Source organism: Wenzhouxiangella sp. AB-CW3, from assembly GCF_014725735.1.
Lineage (GTDB): Bacteria > Pseudomonadota > Gammaproteobacteria > Xanthomonadales > Wenzhouxiangellaceae > Wenzhouxiangella.
In genome coordinates this window covers 1,826,489-1,838,358 of the sequence record NZ_CP061368.1, presented here as the reverse complement: position 1 = coordinate 1,838,358, position 11,870 = coordinate 1,826,489, and the positions used below count along the sequence as shown (strand labels likewise).

General features: G+C 61.6%; 9 protein-coding genes. 3 read left to right on the top strand and 6 right to left on the bottom strand.

All coding sequences use genetic code 11. The features are described 5' to 3' along the window. Nucleotides 1-11: 11 nt before the first annotated feature. The 5 genes from IC757_RS08005 to IC757_RS07985 all read right to left on the bottom strand — a co-directional run bounded on the left by IC757_RS08005 (nucleotide 12) and on the right by IC757_RS07985 (nucleotide 6,488). A complete protein-coding gene (locus IC757_RS08005) occupies nucleotides 12-770 on the bottom strand; it encodes an NrdJb (protein ID WP_190976799.1) in 759 nt (252 codons plus the stop codon). Nucleotides 771-785: 15 nt separating this feature from the next. After that, nucleotides 786-4,055, bottom strand: coding sequence for an LAGLIDADG family homing endonuclease (locus tag IC757_RS08000; protein WP_190976798.1), 3,270 nt, complete (start codon nucleotides 4,053-4,055; stop codon nucleotides 786-788). 285 nt (nucleotides 4,056-4,340) lie between these two features. Further along, nucleotides 4,341-5,342 carry an NAD(P)H-dependent glycerol-3-phosphate dehydrogenase gene (locus tag IC757_RS07995; protein WP_190976797.1) on the bottom strand — a complete coding sequence of 334 codons (1,002 nt, stop codon included), beginning with the start codon at nucleotides 5,340-5,342 and terminating at the stop codon, nucleotides 4,341-4,343. Between the two features lie 3 nt (nucleotides 5,343-5,345). Then, a complete protein-coding gene (gene secB / locus IC757_RS07990; protein ID WP_190976796.1) occupies nucleotides 5,346-5,924 on the bottom strand; it encodes a protein-export chaperone SecB in 579 nt (192 codons plus the stop codon). A gap of 60 nt (nucleotides 5,925-5,984) precedes the next feature. Continuing rightward, entirely contained in the window at nucleotides 5,985-6,488 is a 504-nt protein-coding gene (locus IC757_RS07985) for a rhodanese-like domain-containing protein (protein ID WP_190976795.1), read from the bottom strand. Nucleotides 6,489-6,703: 215 nt separating this feature from the next. Between IC757_RS07985 and gpmI the strand changes: the two genes are divergently transcribed. Genes gpmI through IC757_RS07970 form a run of 3 tightly spaced genes read left to right on the top strand, consistent with a single transcriptional unit; the run spans nucleotide 6,704 to nucleotide 10,240 of the window. After that, on the top strand, nucleotides 6,704-8,248 hold the full coding sequence (gene gpmI / locus IC757_RS07980; RefSeq protein WP_190976794.1) for a 2,3-bisphosphoglycerate-independent phosphoglycerate mutase: 1,545 nt from the start codon (nucleotides 6,704-6,706) through the stop codon (nucleotides 8,246-8,248). 25 nt (nucleotides 8,249-8,273) lie between these two features. After that, a complete protein-coding gene (locus IC757_RS07975) occupies nucleotides 8,274-9,416 on the top strand; it encodes a murein hydrolase activator EnvC family protein (RefSeq protein ID WP_223846312.1) in 1,143 nt (380 codons plus the stop codon). A 2-nt stretch (nucleotides 9,417-9,418) separates the two neighbouring features. Next, nucleotides 9,419-10,240 (top strand): divergent polysaccharide deacetylase family protein, encoded by an 822-nt coding sequence (locus tag IC757_RS07970; protein ID WP_223846311.1) that lies wholly within the window; start codon nucleotides 9,419-9,421, stop codon nucleotides 10,238-10,240. 34 nt (nucleotides 10,241-10,274) lie between these two features. Here IC757_RS07970 and IC757_RS07965 read toward each other — a convergent pair whose 3' ends face one another. Continuing rightward, complete coding sequence (locus IC757_RS07965) at nucleotides 10,275-11,870, bottom strand: AbgT family transporter (RefSeq protein WP_190976791.1); 1,596 nt, start codon at nucleotides 11,868-11,870, stop codon at nucleotides 10,275-10,277.

The window sequence follows — 11,870 nt, the reverse complement described above, 5'->3', positions numbered from 1 at the left end:
GAACTCGACTATCAGCCACATTTGGAGTATCCGCAGGCCAGACAGGTCTGACAGCCGTCCAGAAGCACCATGGCGCGGGTGTTGCACTTGAAGCACAGGGTGGCCGATGCCGGGTAGGACGCCTCACTCCCCTGCCCGGCATCGGCCCGGCCGACCTCACCTATCGTTTTTTTTTCCGCCGGTCCGTCCTGTTTCTCCCGCGCCTCGGCCTCGGCGCGTTTCTGTTCCAGAATCAGCTGCTGCTGTTCGCTGAGTTCATCGGGCTCCAGCAATCCGATCCGCTTCAGGTGATGCTCAAGCACCGCGCCGATGTCGGCAACGATGGAGGGCACGAAGCGCCCGCCGGGTTTGAAGTAGCCACCCTTGGGGTCGAAGACGGCCTGCAGCTCCTCCGACAGGAACGTGACATCGCCACCCTTGCGAAACACGGCCGACATCACGCGTGTCAGCGCCACGATCCACTGGAAATGATCCATGTTCTTCGAGTTGATGAAAATCTCGAAGGGTCGACGCTGCTCATGTTCCGTGCCGGCGTTGAGCACGATATCGTTGATGGTCACGTACAGGGCGTGATCGTCCAGCGGGGTCCGGATCTTGTAGGTCGCCCCTTCGAGACACTCCATACCTTCCGGACGCTCGAGTTTTTCGTGCATGCGGATGATCTCGGCCTTCTTGGCCACGGGCTGCTCTTCGGCCGCCGTGTCCTTCTCCGCCTGCTCCTTTTCGCGAACCTTGTAGTTCACGATCTTCTTTTCGATTCGGATCGTCATGTCAATGCTCCCGCATCAGAACTTGCCGTAGTAGCCTTCTTTCAGGGCATCAAAAAGATTGGCGGCGGTATGTGTCTCGCCGTCATACTCCACTTCTTCATTGCCTCTGAGCTCCACTTTCGACCCATCTTCCAGCTCGAAGACATAGGTGGTGGATTCCAGATCCTTGTCGGTCACCAGAACACCCTGGAATGCCTCAGGGTTGAAGCGGAAGGTCGTGCACCCTTTGAGATCCTGTTCCCATGCGAACAGATAGATGTTCTTGAAGTCCTCGTAGGGATAGTCGGTCGGCACGTTGGCGGTCTTTGAAATGGAGCTGTCGATCCATTTCTGGGCCGCGGCCTGAATGCCAACATGCTCTTTTGGCGTGATGGTTTCGGCGGTCACGAAATAATCCGGAAGCTGTTCATCGGCTGCTTCGGAGTACGGCATGGCCGCCGAATTGACCAGCGTGCGATAGGCCAGGAGCTCATAGGAATAGACGCTGACCTTTTCCTTGCTCTTGCGGCCCTCACGAATCACGTTGCGATTGTAGTGATGCGCAAAGCTCGGCTCGATACCATTCGACGCGTTGTTTGCCAGCGACAGCGAAATCGTGCCGGTGGGCGCGATCGAGGTGTGATGGGTGAAACGTGCCCCGGTTTCGGCCAGGCGCTCAACCACTTCGGGCGCCACTTCGGCCACTCTCTGCATGTATCGGCTGTAGCGGGCATGCAGGATGCGACCGGGTACACGGTCGCCCGGCTTGAAGCCATCGCGCTTCATCTCCGGGCGCTTGCGCAGCATTTCGGGCGTGACCTCGAACTCGTCGAGCATGATCGGGGCCGGGCCCTTCTCCTCGGCCAGCTCGATGGCCGTCTCCCAGCCAGCCACGGCCATCTCCCGGGCTACCCGTTCGGCAAACTCCAACGATTCCGGACGGCCGTACTGCATGCGCATCATGGTCAGGGCCGAGCCGAGACCAAGAAAGCCCATGCCGTGACGCCGCTTGTACATTATCTCGCGCTTCTGCTCATCGAGCGGCAAGCCGTTGATCTCGACGACGTTGTCGAGCATGCGGGTAAAGATCTGCACCGTGCGCCGATACTCATCCCAGTTGAAACGGGCATTCTCGGTGAACGGGTCTTCGACAAAACGGGTCAGGTTGACCGAACCGAGCAGACAGGCGCCATAGGGCGGCAGCGGCTGTTCGCCACAGTTGTGCGCATGCAGACCATTGGCATCAAATGTATTGATCCCCGGTACCTGTACATCGAATACGTCTTGCGTGCCAGCCTCTTCGATAGCCGTGACGCGGGCAGTAAAGCGTTCGCGGTTGAGCCTGCGGGCATAGCCTTCAAGAAGTTGATCGAGCACCCCCTGTTTGCCCGAGTCAGCGAACCCGATAATTTCATTGAATCGCAGCAGATTTTCATTGCTGATGACCAGTTCATGCTGCGCGCGAATCGGATAACTCCGTTGGCCACCCTTGCCGTCGGGCAACAGGCTGTGGGACTTCTTGCGTCGATCCTTGTAGATCTTCGAGGCAATTCCCAGGCGCAACAGCATTCGCTGAACGGCCTGAAGACAATCAAGGTCACTTTGGCTAAGTCGTACGCTAACGCCCTTGGCCTGACTGCCCTGGACGCTGCCATCCGCATCAAAGAACCCACGCAGAAAACCGCGATACCCGGCTGCCGAAGCCATTTCGAGTTCCGGCGTGACGGTCTTGTTGCCCGGAGACATTCCCATATCATGCGCAAGATTTCTGACGGCTGCGGACTTGAGACGAAACTCGTTTCTTCCCTTAACCAAGGCCCAACCCTGGAAATCCGCCCGGTGAGGAAGTGATCGTGCCGCAGCTTCTGCCACCTGCATGATGGAACTGACACCGGAGCTGGCACATTCGCCGTTTGCGATGGCTGCTTCCTGCCAGGCCGACAAAACCGCAGTGTCCTCCTTGAGAGTGCCGTCGCCGACCAGCAGTCCGAGCAGGTAGCCCTTGTTCTCGTCAAGCGCACCGTCCCACTGCGGGGCATCACGATGATCATTGAGCAGTACGCGATCACCCGGTTGCAGATCACCTGCCTGGCACCACTCGGTGTCGGTCTGGTGACGAGTGAACTCGCTTACTCGACGCACGCGGTGATCACGGGTCAGTTTCAATTCATAGCCTTCAGCGGTGACAAGCCGCACCACCGCCTTGGTTGCAGTCTTGAAGAAGCCTTCCGGCCCACTAGCGTGACCAGCGCCGTCAACAACCGCCGAAAATGGCCGCCCGACGAGATCCCCAACCTGCCTCGGGCCGTCCGTGGTCTGCACCCAGGTATCTGCTGTCACGCACGGGTTGGTGGCACGGATGTTCTCGCACCACCAATTGTTGTTCTGTTCATTGATGCGATCGACCAGCACGAAACCCGGCTCGGCATAGTCGTAGGTCGATGTCATGATCATGTTCCACAGGCGCCGTGCCGGCACCTTGCGGTAGATCTTGCAGGCGACCAGACCTTCGTCATTGCTGACATAGCCCTGGCTGACCGGCCATTCCCGCCACAGCACCTGCTCGGGATCTTCCAGGTTCAGCTCGTCAGCCTCCGACTCAAGCACGGGAAAGACCAGCGGCCATTCGGTATCATCCACCACCGCACGCACGAAATCATCGGTGATCAGCAGCGAGCAGTTGAACTGCCTGAGCACACCATCGGAACGCTTGGCCCGAATGAAATCCATCACGTCGGGATGCGACACGTCGAAGGTCGCCATCTGCGCCCCGCGCCGCCCCCCGGCAGACGAGACGGTAAAGCACATCTTGTCGTAGATATCCATGAACGACAGCGGCCCAGAGGTATAGGCGCCGGCGCCAGACACGTAGGCACCCTTGGGCCTGAGCGTGGAAAACTCGTAACCGATACCGCACCCGGCCTTCAGGGTCAGTCCGGCTTCGTGGACCTTGCCCAGAATGTCGTTCATCGAATCCCGGATCGTGCCCGAAACCGTGCAGTTGATGGTCGATGTGGCCGGCTTGTGTTCGCGCGCACCGGCATTGGAGGTGATCCGGCCGGCCGGAATCGCGCCCCGACGCAGGGCCCACAGGAACTCCCGGTACCAGTGTTCCCGCTTGTCCCGGGTCTCCTCGACTTCGGCCAGCGCCCGCGCCACGCGCTTGTAGGTGTCATCGATGTCGCGATCGATCACCTCGCCCGACTTGGACTTGAGCCGATACTTCTTGTCCCAGATGTCCAGGGAAGCGTCCTGGAATGCAATCTCCGGGAGCGCCGCCGAAAGGTCTTCTGCCGAAACGCTCATACCCGCAACCTCTTGATTATGATCCGATAGTCTTGATTATTCACAGGTTACCCACCCCTCGATCCACAACCTATTGTGTCGAAGATGGATCGGTTGCACAAGATATTGTGCCGAGCGCCTACGATACGCCCTAAAGCCCCGCCTTTCAAGAGCACAGCCCGATCTTTCCTGTGAATGTGCTCCGACCTGGCGCGCGCACACGCCGCAGCACCAGCGCGCATGCGGCGCCGGCCATATCGTCGCTTGGACAAAAGGGAGAATGCCGGGCCGGACGGCCCGGTCGTACTACTCTGTTTCGCGCTTGAGTTCACGCTCCATCAGGACCTGAACACCCTTCTTCGCGCTCCAGCCCTTGTACAGGATGCCGTGGACCTGCTCGGATATCGGCATCTCGACGCCCGCCTTCTCGGCCAGGCGCATGACTTCTTCGGCGGTCTTGATACCTTCAACCACCTGACCGATCTCGGCCACGGCCTGGTCGCGTGACTTGCCCTGGCCCAGCGCCAGACCCAGTCGTCGGTTGCGCGACAGGTCGCCGGTGCAGGTCAGCACCAGGTCGCCGATGCCGGCCAGCCCCATGAGGGTGCGGGGGTCGGCACCCAGGGCCTGCCCCAGCCGCATCATCTCGGCCAGTCCACGTGTGATCAGGGCGGCCCGGGTATTGCTGCCCAGGCCCAGGCCATCGACCATGCCGCAGGCCACGGCCAGCACGTTCTTGATCGCACCGCCCAGTTCAGCCCCCACCAGATCGGCCGTGTAGTAGGCACGAAAGCTGACGCCATGCAGCATTTCGGCCCAACGCTGGCCGAAGTCCGGCGAGTTTGCGGCCACGGTCACGGCCGTTGGCAGACCTTCGGCCACCTCACGGGCGAACGACGGACCGGTGACCAGGGCCAGAGGAAAGTCCTTGCCCAGCCGATCAACGGCCACCTCGTGCAGCAGCCGGCCACTGCCGGGCTCGAACCCCTTGCTGGCCCAGGCCAGACCCATGCGCTCGTCCAGGTGGCTCTTCAGACGATCCAGCGTTTCGGCAAACGCATGACTGGGCGTGACCACCAGTACCCGGTCGGCGCCCGACACGGAACGGTCGAAATCAGCCGAGACACTGATGTTCCCGGCCAGCTCCAGGTCCGGCAGGTAGCGCCGATTGACCCGCGTCTGCTGCATTTCGTCGGCCTGCCGGGCGTCGCGCGCCCAAAGCCGGACCGAATGCTCCATGCGCGAAAGCTGCATGGCAAGCGCCGTTCCCCAGGAACCGGCGCCGAGTACGGCAACGGTTGTGGTCATGAATCAGTTGTCGGCGTCGCTCTGGGCTTCGTCGCCCTGCCCGCTGCCTTGCTGGGCCTGCGCGCTTTCGCTCTGATCCTGTCCGTTTGCCTGCTGATTCTGATCACCTTCCTGCTGTGCCTGCTCCAGGCGCTGCCGGAAAATGGCCTCGAAGTTGATCGGCTGCAGCGGCGGCATGTAAAAGCCACCGGCACTGACCATGCTGGAAATCTGATTCCGGCAATAAGGGAACAGCACATCCGGGCAGAGCACGTTGATGACGTATGGCAATTGCTGCTCGGTGAAACCACCGAACTGGAAAATACCGCCATAGTGCACTTCGCACAGAAAGGCGGTCTTGCCGGCCTGCTTGGAAGTCACCGTAATCGACAGCACCACTTCCCAGCGATTCTCGTCGATCTGGTTGGAGCGCTGCGATAGGTTCAGGTTGACGTCGGGCTGGCCGGAGCTCTGGTCCAGCTCGAGAACATTGGGGGCTTCAAAGGAAGCATCGCGCAGGTAGACATGCTGAACGCCCATTCTTGCGCCCTGCTGCTGATTGGCCTGGTTGGCGCCCGCGGCGCCCTGGTTTTCTTCTGCCATGACTTGAGTTCTATCCTTGAATGAAGTTGGGTTGAAAATGAAAACAGACGACGAAAGCGGTCAGTTGGCCTCGTCGCCCTGCTTGCCCTTGGCGTCCTTTTTCTTCTTGCGCTCTTTTCGATCCGGTTTCGCCGCTCCCTTGTGGCGGGTAACCGGCTGCTGGTCCGCCTGCCATTGCGTCAGACCGCCACTGAGCAGGCTGACACTGGCAAACCCGAGCCGGCTCAGCCGGGTGGCCATCTGCGGCGACACCTGGCCGTTCTTGCAATAGACGATAACCGGCCGGTCCTTGTGCTTGAGCAACTGTTGATTGCCCGCCTCGATCTTTGAAGGCGGCATATGCAGCGCGCCATGGATATGGCCTTTTGCAAAGTCGGTGCTGTTGGAGACATCGAGAATGATCGGCTCCTCGCGGTTGATCATGCGCACCGCTCCCAGCGTGTCCACTTCCTTCCAGGGCCGTGTCAGTCGGCTGACTTCGTAGATGATCCAGGCCAGCAGCACGACGCCAAAGATGCCGGTCAATACCGGGTGGTTGCCGATGAATTCGAAGATTCGCTCCATCACCTAAACTGCTCGAGTCAAAGCCGCCCATTATCCTGCAAACTGGCTCTTGTTGCCAGCACCCCGGTCCGATATTCGGACAACCGCAGTCACGGCGGTTTGCTGACTACGGCCAGGGCCCGACGGCTCGGGAGCAGGGAATTCCACCCTTGCAGCAACGGCAGCTATGGGATAATTGATGCGATAGACCTGATTCTCAAGAGGAAACAAGCCCGATGAGTCAATGTCAGCCCCTGGTTCTGCTGATTCTCGATGGCTGGGGTCATCGCGAGGCGGCCCCGGACAATGCCATCAGTACCGGATGCACCCCAAACTGGGACCGACTCTGGACATCCTGCCCGCACGCTCTGCTCGATACGGCCGGCGAGGCCGTTGGTCTTCCCGAGGGGCAGATGGGCAACTCCGAGGTCGGACATCTCAATATCGGAGCCGGCCGAATCGTCTACCAGGAGCTGACCCGGATTGGCAAGACCATTGCCGATGGCAGTCTGGCCGACAACCCGGCCCTGTCCGGCGCCGTGGCAAAGGCCCGGGAACACGGTAGCTGCGTACACATCATGGGGCTGCTTTCGCCCGGCGGCGTACACAGCCATGAAGATCACCTGCTGGCGACCCTTGCCATGAGCCTGGAACAGGGCGCTCCTGAAGTCGCCGTTCACGCCTTTCTCGATGGGCGCGACATGCCGCCACGCAGCGCCGAGGCTTCAATCCAGAGACTCGAAATGGCGGTGGCGGACCATGATCGGGCCTGCGTGGCCAGTGTCAGCGGTCGCTACTACGCAATGGACCGGGACAAGCGCTGGGAACGAACCCGCGCGGCCTGGGATGCCATCGTCGAGGCAAAGGGGGAATTCAACTGCGACACCGCCTCCGAGGCCCTGAGCCAGGCCTATGGTCGTGGCGAGGACGACGAGTTCGTCAAACCCACGGTCATCGGCAGTGGCCGGCGCGTCGAGGACCAGGATGTCGTCATTTTCATCAATTTTCGGGCCGACCGGGCCCGTCAGCTCACAAGCGCATTCGTCAGCCTCGATTTCGACGGCTTCCAGGCTCGCCGACCAGCGCTGGCCTCGATGGTTACGATGACCCGTTACCAGGAAGATTTCGATACCGAAGTGGCATTTGCTCCGTCCACGCTCGAACACCTGCTGGGCGCCGAGCTTTCGGCCGCCGGCATGCGTCAGTTACGCATTGCCGAGACCGAGAAGTACGCTCATGTCACCTACTTTTTCAACGGCGGTGAAGAAACCGTGTTTGACGGCGAGGAACGCCGCCTCATCCCGTCGCCGGACGTGGCGACCTACGACCTGCAGCCGGAAATGAGCGCCCCGCGCCTGAGCGACGAGCTGGTCGCCGCCATCGAGAGCGGGACCTTCGATGTCATCGTCTGCAATGTGGCCAACCCTGACATGGTCGGCCACAGCGGGGTGTTCGAAGCGGCAGTACAGGCGGTGGAGGCTGTCGACCAGCTCCTCGGCCGTGTCGACGAGGCCGTGCGCCGGGCGGGTGGAGAGATGCTGGTCACCGCCGACCATGGCAATGTCGAACAGATGAGCGATCCCGAGAACCACCAGCCCCATACCTCGCACACTACCAACCCCGTACCGTTCCTGTACGTGGGCCCGCGCCCGGCCCGGCTGGAAGCGCGCGGCAGCCTGCGCGACATCGCGCCAACGATGCTGTCTCTTCTGGATCTCGAAGTTCCGGAGGCAATGACCGGGCGCCCCCTGGTTGATATCAGCCAGGGAGCCGGTGACTGAACCTGCCCGAATGCAACGATGTTCGTTGAGTCACTCCTGCGGGGTGCTCGGTCTCGGACTGTTCTTTCTGGGGATGGCCCTGACCGCCACGGCCGAAACGCCCGAAGAGATCGAGGCGCGCCTGGAAGCCCTGCGCGAGGAGATTTCGGGTATCCAGCAGCGCATCGATCGCAACCTGGGCGAGCGCGACCGGCGCCTCGAAGCACTGGCCAATGCCGAGCGCCGGGTTTCCACTGCCCAGCGCGAGGTGCGTGAGACGGCCTCCGCACTGGAACAGACCCGCGACAATATCTCGTCGCTGGAAGCACAGATCGACGAACTGGAGAAAGATGCCGCGGAACACGGCCATGCGCTGGCCCGGCAACTGGCCGTTGCCTACCGCCATGGCGGCGACTCCCGCCTGAAGATGCTGCTCAACCAGGATGATCCCCGGCGACTGTCCCGACAAATGGCCTACTACGGCTACCTGGCCCGGGCGCGCCTTGATGCCATCGAGCAGCTCAACCGCACGATGGCATCACTGCAGGTCTCGCGCCTGGCCCTGGCCGATGAGGAATCCCGCCAGGCCGATCTGCTGGCCGGGCGGGAAGCTGAACTGACCGAACTGGAAGTGGCCCGCGCCGAACGTGAACAGGCTCTGGCACGGCTGGAAGAAAGGATTCGCGACGATCGTGAGCGCGTGGCCGACCTGGAAGCCAACGCCGAGGAGCTGCGCCGGCTGCTGGACGAACTGGCCACAGCCCTGGCCGATGTACCACCCGACTTTGAGGTCGCGCCTTTTCCTGAGCTGCGCGGCGAGTTGCCGACCCCGGTGGACGGCCCCGTGGTACGCAGTTTTGGCGACCGCCGGGGCGGCGACATGCAGTGGAGCGGGTGGCTGATTCAGGCCGATCACGGCGAGCCGATCCAGGCCATCGCCCACGGGCGGGTAGCCTATGCCGACTGGCTACGCGGCTACGGCCTGATGCTGATCATCGACCACGGAGACGGTTTCATGAGCCTGTATGCACACAGCGAGTCCCTGCTGCGAGACGTCGGTGACTGGGTCAACCCGGGTGAAACCATTGCCACAGTGGGCAACAGTGGCGGCAATGACCAGCCGGGTGTCTACTTCGAACTGCGCAGGGACGGCCAGCCGGTCGACCCGGTCAACTGGGTGGCGCGCTGAGCATGCCCGGCCAGACTACATCGATACTGCGGCACCTTGACGCGCAAGTGCTTGCAGTCGCACTGATCCTCTTCTGCCTGCCGGCCACGGCCGACCAGCCAGCCCGGGTGGCCGTGGTCATCGATGATCTGGGATACCTCCAGACCAATGATCGACGGGTTCTTGGGCTGGACGAGCGAGTTGCCGTGGCCATTATCCCCGACGGCCCACTGGCTCCGACGCTTTCACGCCACGCCGCCGGGCAACAACGCGAGGTGCTGATCCACATGCCCCTGCCGGGCATCCTGCATGACGACTGCAAGTATCGCGCGACCTGTATCGAACCCCAGTGGACACCGATGCGCATGGCAGCCCATCTGCAATGGGCCACGCAACGCGTCGAGCATGCCATCGGCCTGAACAATCACCAGGGCAGCCGTTTCACCACCGACGGCGATGCCGTGAACCGCCTGGTCGGCAGCATTGACTTGCTGGAAAGGTTGCACGGCACCCGGCTATTCGTGCTCGACAGCTACACGGTGCCGGGCTCGCTGCTGAAACAACAGGCCCGGAAGGCCGGACTGCCATCAGGCCGACGCCACGTGTTTCTCGATCACGACCCGCAGCCCGAGGCCATTGCCAAGGCTTGGAAAAGCCTGATTGCGGTGGCCCGCGAGCGCGGTAGCGCCATTGCCATCGGGCATCCGCACCAGACCACCGTCGAGTTTCTCGAAAACCACATTCCCCGGCTCGACGAACAAGGCGTCGAGCTGGTTCCGGTCAGCCACCTGATGGAGCCTTCGCCTAACGGCCTGCCAGTGCCGCCGGCCGATCGCGCCCCCTGAGGCAAGGCGCTCAGGGGGCGGCAGACCCTACCGGTCAGCCGGGATAGGTGTAGGGAGCCTGCAGACCCAGCGGCAGCCCGATGAACCAGTAGAGCAGCAGGAAGGCCGCCCAGCCCAGGAAAAGCACGACCGAGTACGGCAGCATCAGCGAGATCAGCGTGCCAATTCCCGATTCGGTGTAGTAGCGTTTGCAGAACACCACGATCAGCGGGAAGTACGGCAGCAGCGGCGTGATGATGTTCGATGCTGAGTCACCAATGCGATAGGCCGCCTGGGTCAGCTCCGGCGAGATACCGAGCTGCATGAGCATGGGCACGAAAATGGGTGCGATCAGCAGCCACTTGGCCGATGCCGAGCCGACGAAGATGTTCACGCCCACGGTCAGGAGCATGATGCCGATGACTGTCATCTGCGCCGGCATGTTCAAGGCTTCAAGCACACTGGCTCCCGACATGGCCAGCAGCAGTCCGATATTGGAGTTGCCGAACGCGGCGATGAACTGGGCGGCAAAAAATGCCATGACCACGTAGTAGCCCAGTGACGACATCGCCTTGGACATGCCCTCGACGATGTCGCGGTGACTCTTGATGGTCTGTGCCACATAGCCGTAGACAATGCCGGGAATGACGAACAGTAGGAAGATCAGCGGCACGATCGAGGCCATAAGGGGCGCATCAAAGGAGCCCAGATTGCCTTCGCCATCGCGCAAGGGCGATCCCTCCGGCAATGCAACTGCCACCAGGATAAGCAATCCGATGACAATCGAGATTGACGCCCAGGTCAGGCCACGCCGCTCGTGAGGCTCCAGCGCCTTCATTTCCGGCTGATCGGACATGTCGCCGTCGACCGGCGTGTCCTTGATCAGGCGCGGCTCGATGACCCGGTCGGTCAGCCACCAGCCCAGTACGACGACCAGCAGGCAGGATGAGGCCATGAAGCCCCAGTTGGCCAGCGGATTGACCACCACGTCCGAATCGATGACCCGGGCCGCTTCCTGGGTGATCCCGGCGAGCATGGGATCGAGCGCCGAGGGAATGAAGTTGGCCGAGAATCCTCCGGAAACGCCGGCGAAGGCGGCGGCAATGCCTGCCAGTGGATGGCGCCCGGCAGCATAGAACATGACCGCGCCAAGCGGAATGACCACCACGTACCCGGCATCGACGGCGGTGGAGCTCATGACCGCGACCAAAATCAGGATCGGGGTGAGCAGCTTCGCGGAGGTGACGTTGAGCGTCGCCCGCAGGCCGGCGTTGATGAAACCACTGTGTTCGGCCACGCCCACTCCGAGCATGGCCACCAACACCACGCCCAATGGTGCAAAATTGACGAATGTCGAAACCATATTGGCCAGGAAACTGGCCATTTCGTCGCCGGCGAGCTGGTTGATGACCCGGATCGGATCTCCAGTCATTGGATGTTCGATACCGAAATTGATGCCGGACAGCAGCCAGGACAGCACCCAGGTAAAAATCAGCAGAAGGAAAAACAGAACGGCCGGGTCAGGCAGCTTGTTTCCAGCCACTTCGATGCCGCCGAGGATCCGCTCGAGCCGGGTCCGCTCGCCCGGCAAAACCTTGTGCAGGTCTGGATTGGGTGAGGCGCCCTGCCCCTCGTTGGTGTTCTGACTCAT

Excerpts from the sequence above, each read along its gene's own strand:
- IC757_RS07985 (WP_190976795.1), bottom strand. The coding sequence starts at position 6,488 with ATGGAGCGAATCTTCGAATTCATCGGCAACCACCCGGTATTGACCGGC.
- gpmI (WP_190976794.1), top strand. The coding sequence starts at position 6,704 with ATGAGTCAATGTCAGCCCCTGGTTCTGCTGATTCTCGATGGCTGGGGT.
- IC757_RS07970 (WP_223846311.1), top strand. The coding sequence starts at position 9,419 with ATGCCCGGCCAGACTACATCGATACTGCGGCACCTTGACGCGCAAGTG.
- IC757_RS08005 (WP_190976799.1), bottom strand. The coding sequence starts at position 770 with ATGACGATCCGAATCGAAAAGAAGATCGTGAACTACAAGGTTCGCGAA.
- IC757_RS08000 (WP_190976798.1), bottom strand. The coding sequence starts at position 4,055 with ATGAGCGTTTCGGCAGAAGACCTTTCGGCGGCGCTCCCGGAGATTGCA.
- secB (WP_190976796.1), bottom strand. The coding sequence starts at position 5,924 with ATGGCAGAAGAAAACCAGGGCGCCGCGGGCGCCAACCAGGCCAATCAG.
- IC757_RS07995 (WP_190976797.1), bottom strand. The coding sequence starts at position 5,342 with ATGACCACAACCGTTGCCGTACTCGGCGCCGGTTCCTGGGGAACGGCG.
- IC757_RS07965 (WP_190976791.1), bottom strand. The coding sequence starts at position 11,870 with ATGAGTCAGAACACCAACGAGGGGCAGGGCGCCTCACCCAATCCAGAC.